Source organism: Streptomyces sp. NBC_00239, assembly GCF_036194065.1.
Classification (GTDB): Bacteria; Actinomycetota; Actinomycetes; order Streptomycetales; family Streptomycetaceae; genus Streptomyces.
Genome location: NZ_CP108095.1, coordinates 6,848,728 through 6,873,213 on the forward strand (window position 1 = coordinate 6,848,728; position 24,486 = coordinate 6,873,213).

26 protein-coding genes and 1 pseudogene are annotated in these 24,486 nt (G+C 69.2%); 21 read left to right on the top strand and 6 right to left on the bottom strand.

The genetic code is table 11. The features are described from left to right. The first annotated feature begins 532 nt into the window (after positions 1 to 532). From OG764_RS30345 to OG764_RS30405, 12 genes and pseudogenes are all read left to right on the top strand, one after another. A complete protein-coding gene (locus tag OG764_RS30345) occupies positions 533 to 1,624 on the top strand; it encodes a PP2C family protein-serine/threonine phosphatase (RefSeq protein ID WP_051762620.1) in 1,092 nt (363 codons plus the stop codon). Next, positions 1,621 to 2,100 carry a universal stress protein gene (locus OG764_RS30350; RefSeq protein WP_033215582.1) on the top strand — a complete coding sequence of 160 codons (480 nt, stop codon included), beginning with the start codon at positions 1,621 to 1,623 and terminating at the stop codon, positions 2,098 to 2,100. The genes OG764_RS30345 and OG764_RS30350 overlap by 4 nt, the downstream gene beginning before the upstream one ends. After that, positions 2,097 to 3,914 (top strand): glycoside hydrolase family 15 protein, encoded by a 1,818-nt coding sequence (locus OG764_RS30355; protein WP_033215584.1) that lies wholly within the window; start codon positions 2,097 to 2,099, stop codon positions 3,912 to 3,914. The genes OG764_RS30350 and OG764_RS30355 overlap by 4 nt, the downstream gene beginning before the upstream one ends. Continuing rightward, entirely contained in the window at positions 3,911 to 4,393 is a 483-nt protein-coding gene (locus OG764_RS30360) for a hypothetical protein (protein ID WP_033215599.1), read from the top strand. The genes OG764_RS30355 and OG764_RS30360 overlap by 4 nt, the downstream gene beginning before the upstream one ends. A gap of 135 nt (positions 4,394 to 4,528) precedes the next feature. Continuing rightward, the gene (locus OG764_RS30365) at positions 4,529 to 5,005 is read left to right on the top strand and encodes a VOC family protein (protein ID WP_244290655.1); all 477 of its coding nucleotides are present in this window, start codon (positions 4,529 to 4,531) and stop codon (positions 5,003 to 5,005) included. Positions 5,006 to 5,047: 42 nt separating this feature from the next. After that, positions 5,048 to 5,410: a DUF488 domain-containing protein gene (locus OG764_RS30370; RefSeq protein WP_033215603.1), complete on the top strand. Its 363-nt coding sequence runs from the start codon at positions 5,048 to 5,050 to the stop codon at positions 5,408 to 5,410. 147 nt (positions 5,411 to 5,557) lie between these two features. Next, the gene (gene folE, locus OG764_RS30375) at positions 5,558 to 6,271 is read left to right on the top strand and encodes a GTP cyclohydrolase I (RefSeq protein ID WP_051762622.1); all 714 of its coding nucleotides are present in this window, start codon (positions 5,558 to 5,560) and stop codon (positions 6,269 to 6,271) included. 52 nt (positions 6,272 to 6,323) lie between these two features. Further along, positions 6,324 to 7,148, top strand: coding sequence for a dihydrofolate reductase family protein (locus OG764_RS30380; RefSeq protein WP_158711735.1), 825 nt, complete (start codon positions 6,324 to 6,326; stop codon positions 7,146 to 7,148). An 887-nt stretch (positions 7,149 to 8,035) separates the two neighbouring features. Further along, positions 8,036 to 8,329, top strand: coding sequence for a hypothetical protein (locus OG764_RS30390; protein WP_033215607.1), 294 nt, complete (start codon positions 8,036 to 8,038; stop codon positions 8,327 to 8,329). Positions 8,330 to 8,964: 635 nt separating this feature from the next. Then, positions 8,965 to 10,011, top strand: a complete 1,047-nt coding sequence (locus tag OG764_RS30395) for a glucose 1-dehydrogenase (protein ID WP_033215834.1) — start codon at positions 8,965 to 8,967, stop codon at positions 10,009 to 10,011. A 36-nt stretch (positions 10,012 to 10,047) separates the two neighbouring features. Continuing rightward, positions 10,048 to 10,554 carry a gluconokinase gene (locus tag OG764_RS30400; protein WP_033215608.1) on the top strand — a complete coding sequence of 169 codons (507 nt, stop codon included), beginning with the start codon at positions 10,048 to 10,050 and terminating at the stop codon, positions 10,552 to 10,554. A gap of 194 nt (positions 10,555 to 10,748) precedes the next feature. After that, positions 10,749 to 11,024 (top strand): annotated as a pseudogene (locus tag OG764_RS30405) (amino acid permease); the annotation flags it as partial. 307 nt (positions 11,025 to 11,331) lie between these two features. Here the strand turns inward: OG764_RS30405 and OG764_RS30410 are convergent. Further along, positions 11,332 to 12,147: a slipin family protein gene (locus OG764_RS30410; RefSeq protein WP_051762643.1), complete on the bottom strand. Its 816-nt coding sequence runs from the start codon at positions 12,145 to 12,147 to the stop codon at positions 11,332 to 11,334. A 478-nt stretch (positions 12,148 to 12,625) separates the two neighbouring features. Between OG764_RS30410 and OG764_RS30415 the strand changes: the two genes are divergently transcribed. The 3 genes from OG764_RS30415 to OG764_RS30425 are packed head-to-tail and all read left to right on the top strand — an operon-like array spanning position 12,626 to position 15,758. Then, positions 12,626 to 13,924: an ArsB/NhaD family transporter gene (locus OG764_RS30415; RefSeq protein WP_328971565.1), complete on the top strand. Its 1,299-nt coding sequence runs from the start codon at positions 12,626 to 12,628 to the stop codon at positions 13,922 to 13,924. Between the two features lie 22 nt (positions 13,925 to 13,946). Further along, positions 13,947 to 14,228: a DUF3040 domain-containing protein gene (locus OG764_RS30420; protein WP_033215615.1), complete on the top strand. Its 282-nt coding sequence runs from the start codon at positions 13,947 to 13,949 to the stop codon at positions 14,226 to 14,228. A 9-nt stretch (positions 14,229 to 14,237) separates the two neighbouring features. Continuing rightward, a complete protein-coding gene (locus OG764_RS30425; RefSeq protein ID WP_033215617.1) occupies positions 14,238 to 15,758 on the top strand; it encodes a potassium/proton antiporter in 1,521 nt (506 codons plus the stop codon). A 349-nt stretch (positions 15,759 to 16,107) separates the two neighbouring features. On the opposite strand, the gene OG764_RS30430 is transcribed toward OG764_RS30425, so the two are convergent. From OG764_RS30430 to OG764_RS30440, 3 genes are read right to left on the bottom strand one after another with little or no spacing between them, the layout of a single operon-like run. Beyond that, a complete protein-coding gene (locus OG764_RS30430) occupies positions 16,108 to 16,365 on the bottom strand; it encodes a hypothetical protein (protein ID WP_033215619.1) in 258 nt (85 codons plus the stop codon). Then, the gene (locus OG764_RS30435) at positions 16,362 to 17,615 is read right to left on the bottom strand and encodes a cation:proton antiporter (RefSeq protein WP_033215621.1); all 1,254 of its coding nucleotides are present in this window, start codon (positions 17,613 to 17,615) and stop codon (positions 16,362 to 16,364) included. Before OG764_RS30435 ends, OG764_RS30430 begins: the two co-directional genes overlap by 4 nt. A 5-nt stretch (positions 17,616 to 17,620) precedes the next feature. Continuing rightward, a complete protein-coding gene (locus OG764_RS30440) occupies positions 17,621 to 18,091 on the bottom strand; it encodes a cation:proton antiporter regulatory subunit (protein ID WP_033215624.1) in 471 nt (156 codons plus the stop codon). Positions 18,092 to 18,370: 279 nt separating this feature from the next. Between OG764_RS30440 and OG764_RS30445 the strand changes: the two genes are divergently transcribed. From OG764_RS30445 to OG764_RS30470, 6 genes are all read left to right on the top strand, one after another. Beyond that, entirely contained in the window at positions 18,371 to 19,324 is a 954-nt protein-coding gene (locus OG764_RS30445; RefSeq protein WP_033215838.1) for a HAMP domain-containing sensor histidine kinase, read from the top strand. After that, entirely contained in the window at positions 19,321 to 19,986 is a 666-nt protein-coding gene (locus OG764_RS30450) for a response regulator transcription factor (RefSeq protein WP_033215626.1), read from the top strand. Before OG764_RS30445 ends, OG764_RS30450 begins: the two co-directional genes overlap by 4 nt. 127 nt (positions 19,987 to 20,113) lie before the next feature. Continuing rightward, complete coding sequence (locus OG764_RS30455; protein WP_033215628.1) at positions 20,114 to 20,371, top strand: hypothetical protein; 258 nt, start codon at positions 20,114 to 20,116, stop codon at positions 20,369 to 20,371. Further along, complete coding sequence (locus OG764_RS30460) at positions 20,368 to 20,586, top strand: hypothetical protein (protein ID WP_328971566.1); 219 nt, start codon at positions 20,368 to 20,370, stop codon at positions 20,584 to 20,586. The genes OG764_RS30455 and OG764_RS30460 overlap by 4 nt, the downstream gene beginning before the upstream one ends. Before the next feature lie 604 nt (positions 20,587 to 21,190). Beyond that, positions 21,191 to 21,349: a hypothetical protein gene (locus OG764_RS30465; protein ID WP_158711736.1), complete on the top strand. Its 159-nt coding sequence runs from the start codon at positions 21,191 to 21,193 to the stop codon at positions 21,347 to 21,349. A gap of 183 nt (positions 21,350 to 21,532) precedes the next feature. After that, the gene (locus OG764_RS30470; protein WP_158711737.1) at positions 21,533 to 21,781 is read left to right on the top strand and encodes a hypothetical protein; all 249 of its coding nucleotides are present in this window, start codon (positions 21,533 to 21,535) and stop codon (positions 21,779 to 21,781) included. Positions 21,782 to 21,800: 19 nt separating this feature from the next. Here the strand turns inward: OG764_RS30470 and OG764_RS30475 are convergent, their stop codons facing one another. Both OG764_RS30475 and OG764_RS41805 read right to left on the bottom strand, forming a co-directional pair. After that, on the bottom strand, positions 21,801 to 22,682 hold the full coding sequence (locus OG764_RS30475; protein ID WP_033215631.1) for a helix-turn-helix domain-containing protein: 882 nt from the start codon (positions 22,680 to 22,682) through the stop codon (positions 21,801 to 21,803). A 436-nt stretch (positions 22,683 to 23,118) separates the two neighbouring features. Then, positions 23,119 to 23,538 (bottom strand): hypothetical protein, encoded by a 420-nt coding sequence (locus tag OG764_RS41805; RefSeq protein ID WP_078909021.1) that lies wholly within the window; start codon positions 23,536 to 23,538, stop codon positions 23,119 to 23,121. Positions 23,539 to 24,486: the final 948 nt, after the last annotated feature.

The following is a 24,486-nucleotide window of genomic DNA, read 5'->3' on the forward strand; positions in this document are numbered from 1 at the left end:
CCGCAAGCCGCTGGGATCGTGGACTTCGACGAGAGTGAACCCTTGAGTATTCCTGGTCGTCCTATGGGCAGACCACGCTTTGAGTACCCGCTCGCAGCGGCGGAGGCCCTCGAGGCTTTCAGCCGTCTCACGAGCAGCGCGGCGGTACGGGTGCCGACCATGGTGGGCAGCGCGGCGCCTCCTCGACCGCCTGCCGTCATCCCCCGCGCGGCTCGACCAGTCCGTGGCAGCCACTGACCTGACGGCCTCAGCAGCGTCGATGCGCTGGTCGTTCGTCCATCCATAGCCGCTGGATTCGTGACCACCGCGTGGTCCAAGCGTGCTGCACACTCGGCATCAGTGCTGTGCCGTTCAGCAGCGGTTCTTCGTGGCGGAGCGACAGGAAGCCCGTCGCCTTGCGGCGGCGAGTGGACCACGGGAGTCTGAATGGGTGATACGTCGGCGTGTGGCGGCCCGTACGCCCGGCGCGCCGCTGATGTCGCGCTTCGGGAACGATGCCGAGTCATCTCCCGGAGGTGGCGTCAGAGCTCCGATGGCGTATGTGGTCGCGGCGACCGTACCGGTCGTGCTGCTGGAGCTGACGATCGACGACAGCACAGTGCGGCTCATCCCCCTGCTGATCCTGCTTCCCGCGTTCCCGGCGGTCGTCGGCACGGTGCGGCAGACCGCCTACGCGGTGGGCTGGGTGCTGATCGTCATCACCGCGGTTCTGCTGTACCGGCCCCTGCCCGCGTCGTACGACTACGGGATCGTCATGCTGCTGGCAGTCGTGCTCGGCGTGCTGTGCGTGGTGAGCTGCCACTGGCGGATCCGGAGGGAGCGGGAACTGCTGCGGGTCCGGTCCACGGCGGTCGCTCTGCAACGGCAGATGCTGCGGCCCCTGCCGATCCTCACCGACCGGGTGATCGTCGACGGGTTGTACCTGCCGGTGGAGGCGGACAGGCTGGTCGGGGGAGATGTCTACGAGGCGGTGGCCTCGCCCTACGGCACGCGGCTGCTCTTCGGCGATGTCCAGGGCAAGGGCCTGCCCGCGATCGGAGCCGCCTTCGCCGTCCTCAGCGCTTTCCGTGAGGCCGCTCCGCGTGAGCCGACCCTCACCGCGCTCGTGGACTATCTCGAACAGGCCGTGGTCCGGCACAACGCCTTCGCCCAGCAGACCGGCGAGCCCGAACGCTTCGTCACCGCCCTCATCCTGAGCGTCGACACCTCGACCGAAACACAGGCCGTCAACTGCGGCCACCCTCCACCCCACCTGTTGAAGGCCGGACCGGTCGCTCCAGTGCCGCTCGGCAACCCCGGGGTACCGCTGGGTCTGGCGGACCTCGCTTCCGAACCCAGAACCGTCGCGTGGTTCCCGTTCCCAACGGGCGCCACCCTGATCAGCTGCAGCGACGGTGTCACCGAGGCCCGCAACGCCACCGGAGCCTTCTATCCCCTTGCAGAGCGCCTGGAGGCGTTGGAGCACATCTCCTCCTGGCGGGTCGCCGACTACCTGGCCGAAGACCTCAGCCGCCACACCGCAGGAGAGCAGCGGGACGACATCACCGCCCTCGTGGTCCGCAGAACAGCACCCGACAGCGATTCCACAGGAGCACCGGACTCGGCTTGGAGGCACCCGCTATGACGAACGCCGCTCCTCCCGCACCGATCGTGGTCGGCGCCGACGGCTCTCCAGCCTCCGGCCCGGCCCTGCGCTTCGCCCTTCAGGAGGCGCAGTTGCGCGGGACCGGCCTCCGCGCCGTATGCGCGTACGACTTCACCACTCGGTACAGCGGTCTCGAGTGGTTTGCCGCCTCCGGTTTCCACGATCTGGATACGCAGCTGCGCGACAGCACGTTGGAAGCGGTCACCAAGGCGGTGGAGGAGGCCCGGGGACAGGTCGGCGGCGAGCCGGTGGAGGTCGACATCAGGGTTGAGCCGGGCCGCCCGTCCCAGGTCCTACTGGACGCGAGCGCGGACGCCTGCCTCCTGGTGGTCGGCAGCCGGGGCTCAGGCGCATGGGGGCGCCTCACTCTGGGCTCCACCAGTACCGAGGTCGTGCACAACGCCCATCTGCCCGTCGTCGTCGTGCCCGGCGGGCAGCCGGACCGGACATCGTGAATGACTCGGTCGCCACCGCGCCGACACGACTGGATGGCTACGCAGAGCTACGGGACTACGCAGCGATCGGGGACGGCCGCTGTGTCGCGCTCATCGCCCGCGACGGAGCGGTGGACTGGCTGAGCTGGCCGGATCTGGACTCATCGACCCTCTTCGCCGCCGTCCTCGACCAGGCCCGCGGCGGCAGCTTTCTCCTGCGGCCCGATGTGCCGCACACCGTGGCGCGCCGCTATCTTCCCGGCACCAATGTGCTGGAGACGACCTTCACCACCGCAGGCGGGACCGTCCGCGTGACCGACGCCCTCACGCTCCCCGACACCGCCTCGCTGGCTCCCGGACGGGAGCTCGTCCGCCGGATCGAGGGCCTGTCGGGCAGCGTCCCAATGAGCTGGAGCGTTCAGCCGCGCTTCGGCTACGGCGCCCGCATACCAATCGTGGCGCGCCGAGCGGGCGTACCGGTGGCCGTCTGCGGCGCCGAAGCCGTCGCCGTCTGTGCCTGGGACGCCGGCCACCCGCAGTGCACGGCCGACTCCGTCACCGCCCGGTTCCGAGCCGAATCCGGTACCCGGGCTCTGATCGCGTTGCCCTACGCATACCAAGAACCACTGGTGCTCCCCACCCGTGCCGAATGCGAAGCCCGCCTGGACCACACCACCGCGACCTGGCGGCAGTGGTCGGACGACCGCACCTACACCGGACCGTGGCGTGACGCCGTACTGCGCAGCGCCCTCGCCCTCAAGCTCCTGGTCTTCGCCCCCTCCGGCGCGGTCGCCGCTGCCGCGACCTGCTCGCTGCCCGAGGAGCTGGGCGGGGAGCGCAACTGGGACTACCGCTTCAGCTGGATCCGCGACTCCGCCTTCACCCTGGACGCCTTCCTCAAGCTGGGCTGCGCGCCGGAAGCGACCAGCTACCTGTGGTGGCTCATGCACGCCTCCCAGCTCACTCACCCCCACCTGAACGTCCTGTACCGCCTCAACGGCGGCACCCGGGCACCCGAGCAGGCCCTGCCCCTGTCGGGCTATCGAGGCTCGACGCCTGTACGTGTGGGCAACGCAGCCGCAGGCCAGGTCCAGCTGGACACCTACGGGGAGCTGCTGCAGACCGCGTGGCTCTACACCACCGCGGGCCATCGACTCGATGCCGACATCGCCCGCCGGCTGGCCGAGACCGCTGACTTCGTCTGCACCATCTGGCAGCAGCCCGACGCGGGTATCTGGGAGGTCCGCAGCTCACCGGAACACTTCACCCAGTCCAAGATGATGTGCTGGATCGCCCTCGACCGGGCCGTGGACCTGGCCAGGCGGCAGTTGATCCCGGACCGGCACTCGGCCCGATGGCAGCGCGAACGACAGGCCATCGCCGAATTCGTCGAAACCCGCTGCTTCAGCGAGCGGCTCAACAGCTACATGCGCTCCGCCGGCAGCGACGACCTGGACGCAAGCCTCCTGCTCGGCCTGCTGCACGGCTACCGCCCGCAAGACGACGGACGCCTGCGCGGCACCGTCTCCGCCGTCCAGGAGACCCTCCGCGAGGGCCCCTACGTCAGCCGCTACCTCGGCTCCGACGGTGTCCCTGGCCGTGAGGGTGCCTTCCTCGCGTGCTCCTTCTGGCTGGCCGAAGCCCTCGCGGGATGCGGCCGCATCGACGAGGCTGTGTCCCTGATGGACCAGCTTGTGGCCCTCGGCAATGGGGTCGGCCTCTACAGTGAAGAGATCGACCCCACCACGGGCGCCTTCCTCGGCAACATGCCCCAGGGCCTGTCCCACCTGGCCCTGATCAGCGCCGCCTGCGCGATCGGGGAGGCCACACGATGAGCATCTGGGCCGCGCTGGCGGGCGGCTTCGTCGGCACCCTGGTCCTCACCACGGGCTTGCGGGCAGCCAATACCTTCAACGTCACCCGCATCGATCTGCCGTTCCTCCTGGGCACCGCCTTCACCAGCGACCGGACCCGCGCCAAGGCCCTCGGCTATGGAGCACACTTCGTCAACGGACTGATCTTCGCCCTGCTCTACTACGCGGTCTTCGCCGCCCTCGACTACAGCAGCTGGTGGCTGGGCACCGCCTTCGGCCTCGTCCACGGCCTTTTCGCCGCAACCGCGCTCGTCAACATCCTGCTGCCCCTCGTCCACCCGCGCATGGGCTCACCCCAGACCAGCGCGCCCGATGTCGCCCTGCTCGAACCCCCAGGCTTCCTCATGCTCAACTACGGACGGGGCACACCCATCGTCACCCTCGCCGCGCACCTCGCCTACGGCACCATCGTGGGAGGGTTCATCGCCTGGCCAAGCTGACCACCCTGGCTGGTATCGCCCAGGGGCCGCCAGCGTGTAACGGCGGACCGTACGCGGGCCCGGTAGCGTGGAATCAGGACCAAGAACCCGCACAAAATTGAAGCCTGCCATCGCGGTCACGGCGGAAAGGTCCTCATGCCCCATACCCACGAAGCGGCACCCAGCGACCCGCATCCGGAGCCGACTGATAGCGGACCGGACACGCGCGGGCCACGGCTGGCATCGGTCGTGGTGTTCGTCCACGACCACGACGCATCGGCGGACTTCTACCAAGAGCTGCTGAACATGAAGGTCACCGTACGCACCACCACCGCCGCGCTGCTCGTGGGCCGAGCCGGCTTCCAGGTGTACCTCCGCGCCGTCGGCCCCCACGCCGCCCACCCGGTCGGCCACGTTGGGGCGCAGTACGTCATCTGGACAGCGGACGGCCCTGAGGACTTCCAGCGGTGCGAGCGCGTACTCAGAGCCCGCTCCGACCACGTCTACACCCGGGAGAGTGAGGGATTCACCCTCATCGAAGGCCGGGACCCCAGCGGCCTGCCGGTCCTGGTGGCCTATCCAGGGCCCGACGAAGTAGCGCGGCTCGAGATCATCACTCGCTACTACGTGTGACACGGAGGAAGCCGAGTACCCGGCTCACGAGGAGGTCCTTCAATGGCTCGTAGTAGGAAGGTACACGTGCGCCGCGTCTACGAGGATCCGGCGCAGAGTGACGGCGTGAGAGTGCTGGTCGACCGGATCTGGCCCCGGGGGATGACCAAGGACAAGGCTCATCTCGACGAGTGGTGCAAGCAAGTCGCCCCGTCCACGCAACTGCGCAAGTGGTACAGCCACGACCCCGAGCGATTCACGGAATTCAGCCGGCGCTACCGGACCGAGCTCAAGGATCCCGAACACGCAGACGCTCTGGCGCACCTGCGCGACCTCGCCAAAGACGGGACTTTGACGCTGCTCACCGCAACGAAGCATCCGGAGATCAGTGAAGCCGAGGTGCTTGCCGAGATGCTCCGCAGCTGAGTATCGGGATGAAGGCACCGGGGTGCACGCATCGCCCCGATGCCACTGCGCTGCGCAGTGGCTTCGTGTTCTCAGGCAGTCATGCGGAAATCAGTCGATAATGGATGTGATCGACTCCAGCGGTGATCTCGCATCTTGGAGCTGCTTATGAATGATCAGCTGCCGCAGATGAACGGTCCCCCGCCCGTGGCGGGGCTGGTCGGGGAAAGCCTCATACCCGTCACGGACGAGATCGAGTGGGCGGCCGTGTCTCCACGGCAGATCACCCCGGAGGAGTGGCAGCGGTTCGAGGGCAACCTTAAGGAGATCTTCGAGGCGCTGGGCTTGGCCGTCGGGTCAGCGGCCACGGCCGACACGCCCCGCCGCTTTCTGCGCGCCCTCTTCGACGCCACGAGCGGGTACGAAGGCGACGAAAAGCTGGTCACCGCCTTCGAGACCGAATGCCATGGTGGGTCGGACTGCCGGATCAGCCAGATCGTCGAAGGACCGATCCCGTTCTTCGCTCTCTGTGAGCATCACGCTTTGCCGTTCTTCGGCAAGGCGTATGTCGGGTACATCGCACACGAGCACATCCTCGGGCTCTCGAAGCTGACCAGGCTGGTACGGCTGTTCGCCCGCCGCTTCTCGGTGCAAGAACGCATCGGCCACCAACTCGCCGAATCCTTGCAGCAAATCATGCTGCCGCACGGTGTTGCAGTCCATTTGGAAGCGGTGCATCTGTGTACGCAGATGCGCGGTGTACGGGAGATCGAGTCCAGCACCCGCACCACCCACTGGCGGGGTACCTACGACGAGGATCCGCAACTGCGGGGCGAATTCTTCACGTTGTGCGGTCAACGCGGCCTGGCCGGACATGGCTGAAGACAGCACCGCATACCCCGCCGACGGACCACACGCAGGTTCGTTGGACCCCTTGGACTTGCTGTACGAGGAGGCAGGGCCACCCGGCTTCGGTCTTCCTGCGGCGCTCGCCACGGCGTACGGCGGCGATCTGGGTTTCATTTCGCCGTGCGTGTACGCCAACTTCGTCACCTCCCTTGACGGAGTGGTCGCCCTCGGTCCCGAATACCCTTCCTCCGGCTCGGCGATCAGCGGGCGTGAACCCGCGGACCGCTTCGTCATGGGACTGCTGCGCGCATGCGCCGACACGATCCTCATCGGAGCCGGCACGTTGCGGGCCACACCCCGCCACCTGTGGACGCCCGACCATGTCTGCCCTCAAGCCGCACCCGACTTCGCCGAGCTAAGGCGCAGCCTGGGACGCGCCACCCGACCACAACTGGTCTTCGTCACAGCGAGCGGAGATCTGCCCACTGAGCATCCAGCGCTGCAGTCGGGCGCGCTCGTGGCCACTACCGCGGTCGGCGCCCGCCGACTGGAGGGACGGCTGCCGCCGACATGCGCGATACTCACCGCGGTCGAAGGATCGGCCCTCAGAATGGCCGACGTCCTCGCGGCCCTCCGCGTCCAGGGACACACCCTGGTGCTCACCGAGGGTGGACCGCGGCTCATCGGATACCTGCTCGGCGAGGGCCTGCTTGACGAGCTGTTCCTCACGGCGTCCCCAGTGCTGGCCGGCCGGGCTGACACACCCCGTCCCGGAGTCGTCTCCGGGCTCGAACTGCTGCCGAACCGGCCGGTGTGGACGGACCTGATCAGCGCCCGTCGACAGAACTCATACCTCTACCTGCGCTACCGACTTCGGACGCCACGCGGCCGTCCAGCACTGGCCAATTGACGCAGGCCGCCGTTGTTCCGTCGAACGCCTGACTGCGGGCCGGCGATGTGGAACCTCCTGCTCCCACCTCCGAACACCGAACGCGCCGTGCAGCCGCGACACCGGGGGCATCCGCGAACCACCCTTAATCAGCGGGTGTCGTCGAGACGGCCGCTGGCCCTCACGTGATCAACCATCGCCGTCGGCCCATCATGGCCACGAAAGTCGGCCAGGAACCCAGCGTCGGAGCACCGCAGCGCCCGAACTGCTCGGCGCACCATGGCCATCATGCTGCTTGGGCAGGTGCGACATCCCACCAGCAACGCATCCAACCCGGCCATGTCGTCGCCACACGGACCGGAGGCCCCAGGGCCGGCAGTGCGGCGAGCCGACCGAAGCCTCCGAGGACGCCGATGGAACGCGCGGTGGGCTGCAGCAGGCGCAGCTCTCGTTCCAGCCACGGTCTCGACCCGTGGTGACTGGGGGTACTGGGGGCGGCCCGTACTGGGGTTCGGGCCGTCCGACGCCGCTTTGGTCATCATCGGACTGGCGCCGGCGCATGTTCGTACGCTCCGTTCTGCGCAAGACTGGGCGAGAACTGGCTCCGCACGGCAAAACGCGCCCACCCACACCAGGAGAGATGCCGCGCGCATCTGAACATCGACCCGCATGACGACTGCGCGCGATTACACCCTCCCCTTTCACGCTCGGCCCACACAATCGCCGACCAGCAAGTGGCATTCAGGACGACCTGTAGAAAGTAAACACGGTGTGTGCCCAAGCCACACCCAAGCCGTTGACCAGGCAAAACATCAAAGTCCGGCTGGAGTACTAGCCGCGATCCGCAGGCGCGCAGCCGAGTTCCGGCTGGCGCGCATGGGTCTCACGCCTGCGAGTAGAGTGCCGATATGTCCGATAACTCTGCAGATTACGGCGTCCAGCCGCTGGGTGACCACGAATACCTGCTCCGGGTCCCAGGAGACGCGAGGGAGGCTGAGTTCCGGTTCCGGGCCAGCCCCAACGTCTTGAAGGACTTGGGCGTCGACAGCGCCGCCGAGCAATTCGTCGTCCGAGAGACGGCCGCGTTCCTGCTCGAGCATCAGCCAGTCATGGACCTTCCTCCGATGATTGATCTGGAGGATGTCGCTGCGGCCTATGACGGCTACCTCAATGAACTGCGGGAACGCCTGGCATCTTCCTGAGCGGCACGGGCGCATAGGGAGACTGCCGCACCTCGCTCGCGGCCGGCCGGGCGCACCCTGCCGCGCTGTGGCCCGCGACTGCAAGGATCCGCAGGCCTTGTGTGCTTCGCCCAGCAGCGGTGCGTGATACGGGACGGGGTGCCTTCAGGTGACCCCTACGCCTGCCAGGTCGCGTCCCGCGGGGCAGGACAGTGTCCGCCAGCGCGTCGGACTGAGCCAGCCGGCAGCAGTGCGAACCGGCTCCCCAAATGAACCCCTGCCGTAGTCCAGCAGGGGGCGGAGTATCGAGTGCCGAGCTTTGAACTCCTCAGTCTCGACACCCGCCGCCGCACCCGCTCCAGGTAAGGCGACAACCAGACTTCACCCGGATCCTCGCGGGTAACTGTCTCCCAGTATGGGTGTGACCCCTACCGCGATGGACAGCTCATGAAGCGGAACGGGCCCACGTCGCACGCACCAGCACGTGAGCTGCTCATCCCTTCCGGGTGGCAGCACAGCGGCGCACGGACGTGTCGCTCCATCCCGGCAGGCTGGTGCTGAAAAGCTCTGAGCGGGAGGACCACGGCGGGACAGACGTCAAGCAGCGGCACGTACGGACCTCACGCGCCGACGGACGAGAGGGGATGAGGTTGGCGATGCGTGCATTGACCGTGCGGCCCGGTGAGAAGGAATCCCTAGAGGTGAGGGATGTGCCCGACCCCGTCCCGGCGACCGGCGAGCTGCTGGTGCAGGGCCTGGTGGTGGGGGTGTGCGGTACGGACAGGGAGATCGCCCGAGGCGAGTACGGCTGGGCTCCTCCGGGCCGTGAGCGGCTGGTACTGGGGCATGAATCACTCGGGCGGGTGCGGCAGGCGCCACCTGGCAGCGGCTTCTCGGCCGGTGACCTTGTTGCCGGAGTGGTGCGCCGACCGGACCCTGAGCCGTGCGGGGCCTGCGCACGCGGCGAGTTCGACATGTGCCGCAACGGCCGCTACACCGAACGCGGTATCAAGGAGATCGACGGATATGGCGCGCAGGTGTGGTGCGTGGAAGCCGGCTACGCGGTGAAGCTGGAGCCGCATCTGCAGCGCGTCGGGGTCCTCATGGAACCGACCACCGTGGTGGCAAAGGCATGGGAACAGGTCGAGCGTGTCGGTGCCCGCTCGTGGTTCGAGCCGCGTCGCGCCCTGGTGACCGGTGCGGGGCCCATCGGCCTGCTGGCCGCCCTCCTGGGCACACAGCGCGGACTGGAGGTTCATGTACTCGATCGGGTGACCGAAGGGCCCAAGCCCGCTCTGGTACGGGACTTGGGTGCCGCTTTCCACGCCGAGGGCATTGAGCAGGTCATCTCCGATGTGTGCCCAGATGTCGTCATCGAAGCCACGGGCGCGAGCGAGCTCGTCTTCGCCTCATTGACGGGCACCGCGCCCTACGGGGTGGTGTGCCTGACCGGTGTGTCGCCCGCCGGCCGCAGGGTGAGCGTGGACGCGGGCGCCATCAACAGGGAGATCGTGCTGGAGAACGACGCGGTCGTGGGCTCGGTCAACGCCAACCTGCGCCACTACCGCCAGGCTGCCGACGCGCTGGCCACGGCCGACCTGTCATGGCTTGAGCGCCTGATCACCCGGCGGGTGCCGCTGGAGCGCGCGGCAGAAGCGTTCACGCCGCAGCCGGACGACGTCAAGGTCGTCATCGACCTGTAGCGGGCAAGACCCGAAGGCAGGCCCTAGCCTGGACGGATGTCTCACAACACCGCTCCACTGGTCGTGATCATGGGCGTGTCGGCCTCGGGAAAGACCACGGTGGGCCAGCTGCTGGCGCAGCGCCTCGGTGTTCCTTACGCCGAGGCGGACGACTTCCACCCGGCAGCCAATGTGGCGAAGATACGAGCCGGCCATCCGCTCGGCGACGAAGACCGCCGTCCCTGGCTGGACGAGATCGCACGGTGGCTGGCCGATCACGCGGAGGGCGGTGGAGTGGTGTCATGTTCAGCATTGAAGCGGCGCTACCGTGACCGGCTGGCCTCCGCCGCAGCGCAGGTCTTCTTTCTGCACCTCGATGGCTCGCCCGAGCTGATCGCCGCACGGATCACTGCGCGAAAGGGCCACTTCATGCCGCCCGGTCTGCTCGATTCGCAGTTTGCCGACCTCGAACCGCTGGGCGACGACGAAACGGGCGCGGCCATCCCGATCGACGGTACGCCGCAGGAGACCGCTGCCCTGGCTCATGCCGCCGTCACCTCCTGAACCGGTTGCATTGCGCAGCCCGCCCCAGCCCCGCGAACTGCCTGCCGGCCAAGGAACGGCATCTCTCGGCGACGGTTGCACTCGGGCCCTCTGACGGCGTATCAAAAGTGATCCACGTGGTGCTCTTCGTCTGAATCTGGCCTTGGTGATCAAGGCCAGGGGGAAGGGTGATCCTCGTGAGGACTGGGCAGAGATCCGTCACGAACTCGACCCTGATCAACATCATGATGGCGGGCATGGCCAACGAACACATCCTGCCCCGCGCCATGGGCCGTGTCCTGCCAAGGCGCCGTACCCCGGTCGTCGGCATCGTCTTCGTCTCGCTCCTCGCCATCGGCCTGGTCTCCACCGGAGAGATCGCCGGCCTCGGCGACACCACCGCCTTCCTGCTCCTGTGCGTCTTCACGGTCGTCAACATCGCCGTCCTCGTCCTGCGCCGCGAACGCGTCGAGCACCAGCACTTCCGCACACGCGCCTGGTGCTGCCGTGATGTTATCTCCAAAGGCCGCCCTTGCCGCAGGTCACTGGCCCGCGCATAGCTGCGGGCGGGCCGCGCTAAGATCACGCCCGGCCCGCCGACGGTGGGTGGCAGAAGGGGACATGGGCTCTGTTCGCCTGGGCCGCGCCGGGGCCGAGGGGTACGCGCGGGTGGCCTGACCCCCGTGCAGGCTCCCCGGTATCAGGCGGCCCTCCGGTTCACCGCGGATTCTGGCATTCCGTCAGGCAGGGCGGGGCTGGTGCCGTTCGATGCTGGGGATCCGGACGGCCGTCTCCCTGCTATGGGGGCCTGGGCAGCGTGACAGCGGGCGAAGCCTTGTGTGCGGCGGACTGTGGCGGGGTGGCCCGTTCGAGGAAGCGCAGCAGCTCGACGGGGAAAGGCAGGACGAGGGTGGAGTTCTTCTCGGCGGCGACCGCGACCACCGTCTGCAGCAGCCTGAGCTGGAGGGCGGCGGGCTGGTCGGACATCACGGCGGCGGCTTCCGCCAGCTTCTTGGACGCCTGGAGCTCGGCATCGGCGTTGATGATCCTTGCCCGGCGTTCGCGGTCGGCCTCGGCTTGCCGCGCCATCGACCGTTTCATCGTCTCCGGGAGGGAAACGTCCTTGATCTCCACCCGGTCGATGTTCACACCCCACTCGACAGCCGGGCTGTCCATCATCAGTTCCAGGCCCTGGTTCAGCTTCTCGCGGTTGGAGAGCAGCTCGTCGAGATCGCTTTTGCCGAGGATGGACCGGAGCGAGGTCTGCGCCATCTGGGAAACGGCGAACCGGTAGTCCTCGACGCGGATGATCGCGTCGACCGGGTCGACGACCTTGAAGTAGATGACGGCGTCCACCCGGACTGTGACGTTGTCGCGGGTGATGCCGTCCTGGGCGGGCACTGGCATCGTCACGATCTGCATGTTCACCTTGTGCATCCGGTCCACGCCCGGAACGACCATGGCAAACCCGGGCCCCCGGACCTGGCCGCGCAGGCGACCGAAGCGCAGCACAACGCCCCTCTCATATTGCCTGACCACCCGGGCTGCCGCTGCCACGTACAGCGCACCGGCGGCGCCCGTGAGGGCCAGTGCGGTCAGCAGCTCCTGGACCATGGCGAACCATCTCCCTGCATCCTCTCTCCTGGATATGCCCTCTTTGCCATTCTTTGACCTTGTGCTGGGTGGAGCACTCGGAGGCCCGTCGACCGTACGAGGCAGCGGGCGGTGCATTCCGGCGAGCGGCCATCGCCGGCGCCGTGCGTGCCGCGGCGGTGTGCGCGTTGCATGCGAGGCACTGGCCGGTCCAAGGGAGCTGTTGTCGCCCATACCGGTTCGGGGCGCGGAGCCTGCCACCGCGACCGCTCACAGCGGGGGCTGCCAACGGGAGGTCCCTCCGCGTCGGTCGTGAAGATGGGTGCTGGCCCCGATGCGCCGGGCAGGGGCGCCAGGTGATGGTGGGGACCTGGAGCACCCGCTGTGGGCGGGCCCTCGCGGGGCGGGTGCTCGTGGCAGCACCTGTGAACGGAGCCGCGCCGATGACGACCCCGCCCCCGTCGCCGCCTCACCCCCGGATCTGCTGGGCAGGCCCGTCATGAGTGTCACCGCGTGGCTGGCCGTGGCGGTGTTCGGGACCGTCTACGTACTGATCGCCACGGAGAAGGTCCACCGGGTCGCCGCAGCCCTGGGCGGTGCGGTCGTCATGCTGCTCATCGGGGCGACCAGCCCCGAGCACGCCTTCTTCTCCGACGTGGCCGGCATCGACTGGAACGTCATCTTCCTGCTCCTGGGCATGATGCTGATCGTCTCCGTCCTCAAACGCACCGGCCTGTTCGAGTTCGTCGCGATCTGGGCCGCCAAACGGTCGCACGGCCGCCCCTACCGGCTCATGGTGCTCCTCATCCTCGCGACCGCGTTCCTCTCCGCGTGGCTGGACAACGTCACCACCGTCCTGCTGATCGCCCCCGTGACCATCGCGGTCTGCACCAAGCTCGGCGTCCCGGTCGTGCCCTACTTGATCGCCGAGGTGATGGCCTGCAACATCGGCGGAGCCGCCACCCTGATCGGCGACCCGCCGAACATCATGATCGGCTCCCGCGCCGGGCTCTCCTTCAACGACTTCCTGCTCCACATGGCGCCCATCGCGGCGCTGCTGGTCGTGGTGTTCGCGGTGATGGCCCGCTGGATGTTCCGCGGTGCGTTCTCCTACGACCCCAAGCGGGCCGCGCACGTCATGGCCATGCGCGAGCGGGACGCCATCACCGCCCCCCGGCTCCTGGCCGTCAGCGGCATCGTCGTCACGATCGTGATGGCCTGCTTCGTCCTGCACACCACCCTCCACCTGGAGCCGTCGGTGGTGGCGATCTCTGGTGGTCTGATCCTCCTCGCCGTCTCCCGGCTGGATGCGCGCAAGGTCGCGGCGGACGTCGAGTGGGAGACCCTGGCGTTCTTCGCCGGCCTGTTCGTGATGGTCGGTGCCATGGTCCAGACGGGGGTCCTCACCGACCTCGGCCAGGCCGCTGCCCGCGTACTGGACGGCAACCTGTTCGGGGCGAGCATGGCCCTGCTGTTCGGGTCGATCGTGCCGTCCGCGGTGATCGACAACATCCCCTTCGTCGCCTCGACCAGCCCGGTCGTCTCCGAGATCGTCGCCGCCTCCGGAGGAGGCGAGCAGGCGCAGGTGTTGTGGTGGTCCTTCGCCCTCGGTGCGGACCTCGCGGGCAATGCCACGATCATCGCCTCCTCCGCCAACGTCGTCACCGTCGGCATCGCCGACCGCGCCGGACACCACATCTCCTTCTGGCAGTTCAGCCGATACGGGCTGGTTGTCACCGCCGTCACCACCGTGCTGGCCGGGGCGTACGTGTGGCTGCGCTACTTCGCACTCGCCTGACCGATGGAAAGGAGGCAAGGCCATGACCGACTACGATGACGAGCGGATCGCCGACCTCGAAGCCGCGCTGTGGCACGACGATCCCCACTTCGCCCGCGGCCTGGGCAAGGGCCGCCCCCGACGGCCCCGCGAGTACCGGCGCGGCCGGGCCTGGCTGGCCATGCTGCTGGCCCTGGCCGCCGTGGTCACCGGGGTACTGGTCCCGCACGGGCTGCTGCTGGCGGCCGGCCTGATCATGGCCGCGCTCGCGGTGAACCTCCTCGAGGGCAACCGCCTGCGCCGCCTGCGCCGGCCAAGGTCCTAGGGGTATGCCGTGACGCTGCAGCAGCTGTATCTGGTGCTGCTGGTGGGCGGTGTCGTCCTCATGGCCAGCATCGCCGCCGCCCGGGCCGCGCACCGGCTCGGCTTGCCGAGCCTGCTGCTGTTCCTCGCCGTCGGTGTGATCGCGGGCGAGGACGTGATCGGTATCGAGTTCGACGACGCGCAGCTCGCCCAGTCCCTGGGCACCGCGGGCTTGGCCGTCATCCTCGTCGAGGGCGGCCTGAGCACGCACTGGCCCGACGTCAGGCGCCGGCTGGCACCGGCCGGTGTGCTGGCCACCGCCGGGGTTGCCGTGTCCGTGGCGGTCACGGGCGCCGGGGCCCACTACCTCCTCTGCATGGACTGGCATCTGGCCCTGCTGTTGGGCGCGATCGTCTCCTCCACCGACGCCGCCGCGGTCTTCGCCGTCCTGCGCTCCCTGCCCCTGCCGCGCAAGACCACGGGGCTGCTGGAGGCGGAGTCGGGGTTCAACGACGCCCCGACCATCATCCTGGTCCTGGTCTTCTCCACCGCCGTCGCCGACCTCCCCGGCCCGGCCGCGATCCTCGGCAACGTCGTCTACCAGCTCGTCGTCGGCGGTCTGCTGGGGCTGGCCGTCGGCCGGATCGGGGTGGCCGCACTGCGGCACATCGCGCTGCCGGCCACCGGCCTCTATCCGCTGGCGACCGTCGGGTTCGGCATCATCGCCTTCGCCGCCGGCGGCTTCGTCAACGCGAGCGGCATCATCGCCGCCTACCTGGCCGGGCTGGTCCTGGGCAACTCGCACCTGCCCCACCGCGCGGCGACCCGCTCCTTCGCCGAGGGCACCGGATGGCTCGCCCAGATCGGCCTGTTCGTCATGCTCGGCCTGCTCGTCGACCCCAGCGAACTTCCCTCAGCCGTCCTGCCCGCCCTCGCAGTCGGCCTGGTTCTGCTGCTGATCGCCCGCCCCGTCTCGGTCGCCGCCTGCCTGCTGCCCTTCCGCACGCCGTGGCGGGAACAGGCCTTCATCTCCTGGGCGGGCCTGCGCGGCGCCGTGCCGATCGTCCTGGCCACGTTCCCGATCGTCGCGGCCGTCGAGGGCTCCCGGCACCTGCTCAACATCGTCTTCGTCCTCGTCGTCGTCTTCACCCTCGTCCAGGGCCCCACCCTGCCCGCCGCCGCCCGCCTCCTGCACATCGCCCGGCCGGGGGCCGTGCGGGAGATCCAAGTCGAGAGCGCGCCCCTGGACGTCCTCGACGCCGACCTGCTGACCGTCACCATCCCGCCCGGCTCACGCCTCCACGGCGTCGCCGTCTTCGAACTACGGCTCCCACCGCCCGCGGTGATCACCCTTCTCGTCCGCGGCGGCGTCACCCAGGTACCCGGCCCTGACACGGTCCTCGCCGCCGGCGATGAGCTGCTCCTGGTCACCACTTCGGCGACCCGGCAGGCGACCGAGCGCAGGCTGCGCGCTGTTGGCCGCCGGGGCAAACTCGCCCGCTGGCTCGGCGAACACGGCAGGTCCGAACCGGTCGGTGGCGGCACCGAGTGACCTAGGCGCGTTTGACGGGCGGGAGACCTGCGCGAATCCGACCAGGGCGACACCGGCCATCAGAAGCGGCACGAAGGCCGTGAAGGGCAATGCGGGCGCCCCCGCGAGCGCCCCCGCCATGACGAGCGCTCCCACGCCCCAGACAACCGGCCGCCGCACGCTGCGGCGAAGCCACGGGAAGGCGACACGGCCGGTCACGATCGTCCAGACGCCGGCGGTCCCGACTCCAAGGGCCATCGCGATCGTGGCCGCCTGTACAACGGTGAGCATGTGTACCTCCGTACATCAGCATGAGCGTGGGCGCGGGAATTGCGTGTTCGTGGTGAGGGCCGTCCCGCAGACGGCCTGGTCACCGATCGCGGCGAGCGGCGGCGAGCTTGCGGGCCAGGCACACGGCGGTCGCCGGCCACAGGACGATCAGCAGGGTGAGGGTGAGGGCGCTGGAGACGGGGTCGTGTTCGGTGTCCCGGCGCCAGCCCGGGTGACGTGCCAGGAGGCGGGGCAGGCGGTGGGCGAAGCCGACCGCGCCGCCGAGGTAGACGGCCAGGGCGGCGAGCAGCAGCACGGTCTCCCGGCTGGTGATCGCCGCCCAGGTGTCCTCGCTCACGCGCGGCCGGCCGGATCCTGGGCCTGGTCCTTGAGGTCCTCCGGGGATCCCGGCTGGGACGGCACCGCGGCCAGGGTGACCGTTCCCGGCGGGTTGCGGCGGCTGCTCACCCATGCGGCCACGGGTTCGGTGTAGCGGGCGGTGAGCGGTCCGATCACCACGAGGATCAGGACGTACGCGGTCGCGAGCGGTCCCATCGCGGGCTCGATGCCGGCCGTGACGGCCAACCCGGCGATGACGATGGAGAACTCGCCGCGGGCCACCAGCGTGCCACCGGCGCGCCAGCGCCCCTTGACCCCGACGCCGGCGCGCTTTGCGGCCCAGTACCCAGTGGCGATCTTCGTACCGGCCGTGACCACGGCGAGCGCGAGCGCGGGCAGCAGGACGGGCGGGATGCTCGCGGGGTCGGTGTGCAGGCCGAAGAAGACGAAGAACACCGCTGCGAACAGGTCGCGCAGCGGGCTGAGCAGGGTGTGGGTGCCTTCGGCGACCTCGCCGGAGAGGGCGATGCCGACGAGGAAGGCGCCGACGGCAGCGGAGACCTGGAGCTGCTGGGCGATGCCCGCCACCAGCAGGGTCAGGCCGAGGACGACGAGGAGGAGCTTCTCAGGGTCGTCACTGGAGACGAAGCGGGAGATGTGGCGCCCGAAGCGCACGGCGATGAACAGGACCGCTCCTGCGACGCCGAGGGCGATGGCCAGGGTCGCGCTGCCGGCGGCGAGACTCACGCCGGCGAGGAGGGCGGTGATGATCGGCAGGTAGACCGCCATCGCGAGGTCTTCGAGGACCAGGATGGACAGGATCACCGGGGTCTCGCGGTTGCCGACACGGCCCAGGTCTCCCATGACCTTGGCGATCACCCCGGAGGAGGAGATCCAGGTGACGCCGGCCAGGACCACGGCGGCGACCGGGCCCCAGCCCATCAAGAGTGCTGCCACGGCGCCGGGTACGGCGTTGAGGCCGAAGTCGACCAGTCCGGCCGGGTACTGGGTTTTGAGGTTGGAGACCAGATCCGAGGCCGTGTACTCCAGGCCCAGCATCAGCAGGAGCAGGATGACGCCGATCTCGGCGCCGATCGCGACGAACTCCTCGCTCGCTCCCATGGGCAGCAGTCCGCCGGTACCGAAGGCGAGGCCGGCCAGGAGGTAGAGGGGGATGGGGGAGAACTTCAGGCGTCCGGCGACCCGACCGAGCAGGCCGAGGCCGAGGATGATCGCGCCGAACTCGATCAGGAAGAGAGCGGAGTGCACAGGCGTCACTCCCGTCCGAGTATGGAGGCGGCGGCGTCGACGCCCTCGCGGGTGCCGATCACGATGAGGGTGTCCCCGCCGGCCAGGCGGAAGTCCGGCGCGGGTGAGGGGCGGGCCTCCGCGCGGCGCAGCACGGCCACGATCGAGACGCCGGTCTCGGTCCGCATCCGGGTCTCGCCCAGCACCCGGCCGTTCCAGTACGAGTGGGCGGACAGCTCGATCCGCTCGGCGACCAGGCCGAGGTCGGTGGTGTGCAGCACGTTGGGGCTGTGGTGCGCCGGCATCAGCGCGTCGATCAGCGAGGCCGTCTCCGCGCCCGTCAGATGCAGGGACTGGGCGCAGGCGTCGGGGTCATCCGCCCGGTAGAGGTTCACCGTCCGGGTGCCGTCGCGGTGCGCAACCACGGACAGGTGGCGGTGTTCGCGGGTGGTGAGGTCGTACTGGACCCCGATGCCGGGCAGTGGTGTGGTGCTCATCCGTGGAGCAGGCACAGCTGTCCCCCCTTATGTTCGCTTTCGTACGTGACGCCGCTGCGGCGGACAATGGTCTCGGGCAGGAGAAGCCGCTCGGCGGGCCCATCGTGCCACTTTCCGCGCGTCCGAAATATGGGTGTCGGCACGGATAGACAGCAGCGTTCCACCGGCGTGAGGATGGGGCCGGGGAAGTGGGCTCCGTCGCAGGTCAAAGTGCCTGGATGCGGGGAGGCCGGGCGGCCGTGACGGATGCTGGGGGACCGGCTGGAAAGGCGTGTGGCCGTGTCGTTGTACTGGCGGATCTTCCTGTTGAACGCAGGTGTGCTGGCCCTCGCGGTGGCCTTGCTGCTGGGCCCGGTCACCGTTTCCACGCCGGTTCTGTTCGGGGAGGCGCTCGTGCTGCTCGGTGGGCTGGCCGCGATGCTCGTCATCAACGCGGTCCTCCTGAAGGTCGGGCTGGCCCCGCTCGCCCGCCTGAACCGGGCCATGGCCACCGCCGACCTCCTCAAACCCGACGCCCGCCCGACGGTCACCGGCGGCGGGGAGGTTGCCGCACTCACCCGGACCTTCAACGCCATGCTCGACCGGCTCGAAGCCGAGCGCGCCACCAGCAGCGGCCGGGTGCTGACCGCGCTGGAGGCCGAACGCAAGCGCATCGCCCAAGAACTCCACGACGAGATCGGCCAGACCCTCACCGCCGTCCTCCTCCAGATCAAGCACGCCGCCGACCGCGCCCCCGAGCCCGTGCGCACCGATCTGCACCAGGCCCAGGAGACGACCCGCGCCAGCCTGGACGAGATCCGCCGCATCGCCCGACGCCTGCGCCCCGGCGTCCTGGAGGAACTCGGCCTGTACAGCGCGCTGCGGTCCCTGGCCGCCGAGTTCACCACCCCGCGCCTGGGCGTCACCGCCTACATCACCCCGGGCCTGCCCCACCTGGACCCGGCCACCGAGCTCGTCCTCTACCGCGTGGCCCAGGAAGGCCTGACCAACGCCGCCCGGCACTCAGGGGCCACCCGCGTCGAGGTCCACCTGCGCCCGCTGCCCCGCGGCGGCGTCGGCCTGCTGGTCCGCGACAACGGCCACGGGCTTGGGGACGCACCCGAGGGCGCCGGCATCCGCGGGATGCGCGAACGCGCCCTGCTGATCGGTGCCGAACTCCTCGTCGGGGCCAGCCCGCACGGCGGCACCCAGGTCCGACTCGAAATCCACGACACCACGGGGGCGACAGCATGAGTCAGCCGGAGGGCGGGCCCGCCCGCATCCTGCTCGCCGACGACCACACCCTCGTCCGCCGCGGCGTACGCCTCATCCTCGACGCCGAACCCGACCTGACCGTGGTCGCCGAGGCCGCCGACGGCGCCGAAGCCGTCACCCAGGCCCGCACCCTCGACATCGACCTCGCCGTCCTCGACATCGCCATGCCCCGCCAGACCGGCCTCCAGGCCGCCCGCGAACTCGCCCGCATCCAACCCGGCCTGCGGATCCTGATGCTCACCATGTACGACAACGAGCAGTACTTCTTCGAAGCCCTGCGCGCCGGCGCCTCCGGCTACGTCCTCAAATCCGTCGCCGACCGCGACCTCGTCGAAGCCTGCCGCGCCGCGTTGCGCGACGAGCCGTTCATCTACCCCGGCGCCGAGACCACCCTCATCCGCAGCTACCTCGACCGCGCCCGCACCGGCGGCCCGATCCCGGAACGGGCCATCACCGAACGCGAGGAGGAGATCCTCAAACTCGTCGCCGAGGGCCACAGCTCCAAGGAGATCGGCGACCTCCTTGTCATCAGCCCCAAGACCGTCGAACGACACCGCGCCAACCTCCTCCAGAAACTCGGCCTGCGCGACCGCCTCGAACTCACCCGCTACGCCATCCGCGCCGGCCTGATCGAGCCCTAGCCGCAGCCGCAGTCGCCCCGGCGCGCACCGGGGATACACCCAACTCTGCAAGCCATCCGGCAGCCCGTACCCGCGCTTCGCGCCTGCGTGCTGCGGCAGCCAAGGACCTTCGAGCCGGGGAAAGCCTGTGCATCACGACGACGAGCCGGTCTTCAAACGCAGCAAGTGGGGAACCAACCACTACTACTACAACCCCCAAAACCCAGTCGGCCTCGCCCTCATCGTCATCACCCTGCTCTTCGTCGGGACGATGTTGATCCTCATGGCCAACCGGGCCGGGCCGTTCGCAGCCCCTCCCGCCCCCAAACCGTGGAACCCCCCGGCGTACGAGCACTCCTGGCCGCCCCTCTCCCCGACGGGCACGCCGGGAGTTGGTGCCCCGTGAGCGGGACACGGAACTGGCGGCGCCCGCTGGGATCATTCCTGGGGTGGTGGGCGGTCGTCACGCTCGTACTGGTGCTGTCGACCGTGGCCCTGGGCCGGCCGGTGACCCTTGTGGGATGCGGTGCGTCCGCGGTGCTCCTGATCGCGGTGGGCGAAGCGGGCAACGGGTTGAGGCAGCGCCTGCGCCACAGGACCAGGACCACGCGAGCAGGGTGACGCAGAGCGACTCGCTACCCCCTACCGATGATCGTCTGCGGTGACGATGCGCTCGCCGCCCAGGGCCGGCTGGCGCTGAACCCCGGCTCCAACACCAGCCTGGGCGCATACCCCGCCACAATCGTGAGGTACATCTCGGCCAGTGATCCGGCGTACATGCGGCGCGCCTTCTTCCCGCTCAGGCGGCCACCACATCGTTCTTGCCGAGTGCGCTGAGGTCGACGTCCGGTGGGCGTCGTAGTCGTCGATATTGGGGAGGCATGTCTGTCCCCAGCCGTCGCGGCGAGCCCGCTGACCTGCAAAGGAGCCCATGCGTTCCCAAAATGAGAGAAGGGCGTTCCTGGGGCTTGCTGGGCCGGGCCGTTGACCTGCCGCTTCGGAATTTCTGCAAGGCCCGGAGGCACACCGCGACCAGCCGCGACCGAGGAGCCGTCCAGCTCTACCAGATCACCTACCTCATCACGGGCTCTGAGCCGGACGTTCGTACGGTCGAGGCCACAGAGGTCGCGGCCGTAATCGAGCACGCCGGAGAGCTCGGCATGCAGATCCTCGTCCACCCGTGCCCTCGCCCGCCCGGGAGCCGAACACGGAAGGAAGACGCACCATGACGGACAGCCCGCCCGAGGAGAACACGGCGATGCTGGCCTCCCGCCACGTCGGACTCTCCATCCACGACCCCGGCTGTCTGCGGGCCGTCACGGCATACATGCTGGTCATCCCGGTTTGCGCGCCCATCGGACTGGCGCTCGGCGCCGTCCTGTGACACGCCACGGCGACCGGAAGCCACCCGTGGGGCCTCCTTTGGCGCTTGCCGTCTGGCGCGGTCGCTTCGTCGGTAAGTGCGCTGTTGCGGTCGTCCCAGGGCTCCATAGGAGGGCGGAGGACGGCCACCCGCCGCGCCGCGCGGGCCGTGACCTGCGCCCGGGGCGATCCGTTAGGGGATGACATGACGGCAGTGCCAGGCACCTCGGCGGGCGCCGGCGCCGGCGAGCCTGCCCGACCGGTCGGCCTTGGTTGGGCCCCGGCCGGTCCGGCAGGCATCGATCCGTCCGTACGCGAGGTGGTCGAGCAGATCGTGCGGGCGGTTCGTGACGGCAACGGCGCGGCCATCCGCACCCTGCTGGCCGATCTGGCCGCCGTCGCGGACACCGCCGTCCTGTTGTACCTGCGCGATCGGCTGTACGCGACGCAGTGACCTGCGGCCGGTGCGCCGATCACGGCCGGCCGGGCAGCGATGCGGCGGCCGGCAGCTCCTCGGCGGCGCGGGTGATGAAGCAGCGGGTGCGCTCCGGGTTCAGGGCCTGCGCCTGAAGATGGTCGAACATGGCGCTGAAGTGCCGCACGTCGGATCGTTTCTCCAGATAGAGGTCGCTGTTGAACCGCTCCAGATACACGGTCCCCGCCCCGGGAGCGTCTGGGAAGTCGAGGATGGAGAACTGTCCCGAGACGCCGGGGTGGGCTCCCGCGCTGTGCGGGACGACCTGCACGGTGACGTGCGGCTGCGCGCCAAGGCGATTCAGGAACTCCAGCTGTTCGCGTATGATCTGCGGGCAGCCGACCACGCGGCGCAGTGCGGATTCATCCAGCACCACCCATAAGCGCAAGCACCGGGCCGGGTGGTGGGCCCGGGACTGACGGCGCAGCCGTACCTCACGGCGCACGGCGATCTGTTCAGGGGTGGCCAGAGGGATCGTTTCCGCGATGACCGCGGCCGCGTAGGCGGGCGTTTGCAGCAGGCCGGGGACCACCAGGGGCTCGTATGAGCGGACAGAAGCGGCTGCCGTCTCCAAGCCGATGTAGACGGCGTACGGTACCTCGCCGCAGGCGACCCACCAGCCCTGCCGGTCCGCTTCCGCGGCCATCTGCATCAACGAGTGGATGAGCTGTGGGTCCGTCACTTGGTAGAGGGCGCACAGGTCCCGCACGTCACGGGGCTTGATGGCGCGGCGGCCGTTCTCCAGGTGGCTGATCTTGGGCTGAGAGATCAATAGGCGTTCGGCCACCTGGGTACTGGTCAGGCCACGGGCCAGGCGGAGCCGGCGCAGCTCCGCGCCCAGCCGGCGTCGTCGTACGGTCGGGTTTCCGTTCGCCGCCACGGGCGGTCTACCTCCGGCTCGGGACTGTCCACCAGCCACGGGAGTTGCCCGTGGCCGGGCCCGTGCGAACGTATGCGCCGTGCAGTGATGATCAACGGGCCCCGCTGGCGAGTGTCATCTCGTGTGAACGCAGTCGCGTGCAGAGCCAGGGCAGGTTTCACCCAGATGCCACGACCTTTCACCTATCTGCCGGAAATGCTCGCTTACCTGCTAAGTCCCGGGTGTGGGGGGCCAGGGCTCGGGCGGCCGTGTGGCTCACGCGCGGGAGAACAGGTCGGCGGCGGCGATTGGGGTGCACAGAGCCTTGGCGAGCAACTGTTTGTCGGCCTCACCGCCGAGCCGGGCGCCGATCTGCGCAGGCCACCGACGAGGCTCAAGGACATGCTCACCACCGCGACATCGTGGTGAAGCTCCTGGGAGCTGGCAAGGACCCTGCTCAGGCAGGGCAGGAGACGGTGGTGGAACTGACCTCTGAACACACAAACTTGACAGGGAAGACCAGAACGTCGCGGGCGTCCTCGCGGGCAAGGACGGACCCGACGGCCATACCCGGAGCCCTGTCGTGGACGCCGGGGAGGTCTTTGGCGCAGGCGATGGTCGCGTCTACCCGGCCGCCGAGGAGGTGTTCGTCGGCACGGCGGGTGAAGGCTCCTTCTGCGTCAACTCTGGACGTGTTGTCTGAGCGATTCAGCGAGGCTGATGAGGATCCACTGGTGGAGAGGCAGAATTCCGAACCCGCGGTATTCCTCTTCTGAGCTGCGTGGGGCGGGCGGGGCGTGACAGGCGTGCGGACCAGATGCCCCCACCCCGGTGCTTCGGGCCATGCACAAGAACCACCACCTGCTCGGCCGCTCAGCTGCGCTGCTTCCGTGCTGAGCGAGGGCCTGCGCCTCCTGCGCGACTCTGGCTGGCGGGCGCTTCGGTCGCATGTGCAGGCTCAGTAAGCTAAGGGACGTAGCGCGTCCGGCGACCGCGCAGCATGCAGGGGTGGTACCGCGTAGCCGGGACCGCCGAGGACGCCGCGCGCGGTACGCGTACGGGGCGGGCCCACACAGCTGCGCTGGCAGACCCAAGGCGTGTCGACTGTCGCGGGCCAGCACAGGCCGATTACCCTCGAAGTCGACTCCCCCTCAAGCTATCAATATCGCAGTCACGACGCCAGATTTCAACGAAATCAGTTCACATGGCCAGAAAGTCAACGGAAACCATTGCAGGCAGGAAGGGAGCAATCCGTGAGTCGGTGAGCCGCCCAGTCTTGTGGGGCTCCGGGTCGGCGCGCACAATGCATGGCGGATTCCCGCGCAGCGAGTAGCGGATATCCCGCCGATGCCGACCCGCATAAGGCGGTCGAGTTGCGTTCCACGGTCGGTACCGGCCCGGCCGGCCACGTCGCCTTGTAGTTGTCGTCCAGGCTGCGGCGCGCCGTCAGGGAGCAGTCCACCTACTGCCGTCCGGTCGCGGCGGCTGCGGGGCAGAGGCATTATGGCTGTGTGACCGGGAGAGAGGCGTGACCTGGAAATCTGGACGACGGTGGGCAAGCTCCGTTCCAACTGGGCGTCTGTCGTACCCACATAGAGGTGGGCGTGCGACGCCGCCACACGCTCGCGTTCCAACCGCCGGCCAGGCCCGACAAGCCGGGGACGGGCTGGTAGCAGTCGGCGCCAGGGGTACGTCGCCGGCCGCCCGCCCGCACGGGGAGCAGCCCGTGGGCGACACGCCCGCTATGGCCCCGAGCGAGGCCGGTGAGGTCACGGGCCCCGATGGCCTCGCCCCACCGCTCGCCGTCGGCCAGCGCAGTGAGGGG

What these genes read in the sequence shown, in the direction of transcription:
- OG764_RS30345 (WP_051762620.1), top strand. Translation starts at nt 533, where the DNA reads ATGGCGTATGTGGTCGCGGCGACCGTACCGGTCGTGCTGCTGGAGCTG.
- OG764_RS30470 (WP_158711737.1), top strand. Translation starts at nt 21,533, where the DNA reads ATGACGGCAGTGCCAGGCACCTCGGCGGGCGCCGGCGCCGGCGAGCCT.
- folE (WP_051762622.1), top strand. Translation starts at nt 5,558, where the DNA reads ATGAATGATCAGCTGCCGCAGATGAACGGTCCCCCGCCCGTGGCGGGG.
- OG764_RS30415 (WP_328971565.1), top strand. Translation starts at nt 12,626, where the DNA reads ATGAGTGTCACCGCGTGGCTGGCCGTGGCGGTGTTCGGGACCGTCTAC.
- OG764_RS30400 (WP_033215608.1), top strand. Translation starts at nt 10,048, where the DNA reads ATGTCTCACAACACCGCTCCACTGGTCGTGATCATGGGCGTGTCGGCC.
- OG764_RS30440 (WP_033215624.1), bottom strand. Translation starts at nt 18,091, where the DNA reads ATGAGCACCACACCACTGCCCGGCATCGGGGTCCAGTACGACCTCACC.
- OG764_RS30360 (WP_033215599.1), top strand. Translation starts at nt 3,911, where the DNA reads ATGAGCATCTGGGCCGCGCTGGCGGGCGGCTTCGTCGGCACCCTGGTC.
- OG764_RS30410 (WP_051762643.1), bottom strand. Translation starts at nt 12,147, where the DNA reads ATGGTCCAGGAGCTGCTGACCGCACTGGCCCTCACGGGCGCCGCCGGT.
- OG764_RS30465 (WP_158711736.1), top strand. Translation starts at nt 21,191, where the DNA reads ATGACGGACAGCCCGCCCGAGGAGAACACGGCGATGCTGGCCTCCCGC.
- OG764_RS30395 (WP_033215834.1), top strand. Translation starts at nt 8,965, where the DNA reads ATGCGTGCATTGACCGTGCGGCCCGGTGAGAAGGAATCCCTAGAGGTG.
- OG764_RS30370 (WP_033215603.1), top strand. Translation starts at nt 5,048, where the DNA reads ATGGCTCGTAGTAGGAAGGTACACGTGCGCCGCGTCTACGAGGATCCG.
- OG764_RS30450 (WP_033215626.1), top strand. Translation starts at nt 19,321, where the DNA reads ATGAGTCAGCCGGAGGGCGGGCCCGCCCGCATCCTGCTCGCCGACGAC.
- OG764_RS30365 (WP_244290655.1), top strand. Translation starts at nt 4,529, where the DNA reads ATGCCCCATACCCACGAAGCGGCACCCAGCGACCCGCATCCGGAGCCG.
- OG764_RS30420 (WP_033215615.1), top strand. Translation starts at nt 13,947, where the DNA reads ATGACCGACTACGATGACGAGCGGATCGCCGACCTCGAAGCCGCGCTG.
- OG764_RS30350 (WP_033215582.1), top strand. Translation starts at nt 1,621, where the DNA reads ATGACGAACGCCGCTCCTCCCGCACCGATCGTGGTCGGCGCCGACGGC.
- OG764_RS30390 (WP_033215607.1), top strand. Translation starts at nt 8,036, where the DNA reads ATGTCCGATAACTCTGCAGATTACGGCGTCCAGCCGCTGGGTGACCAC.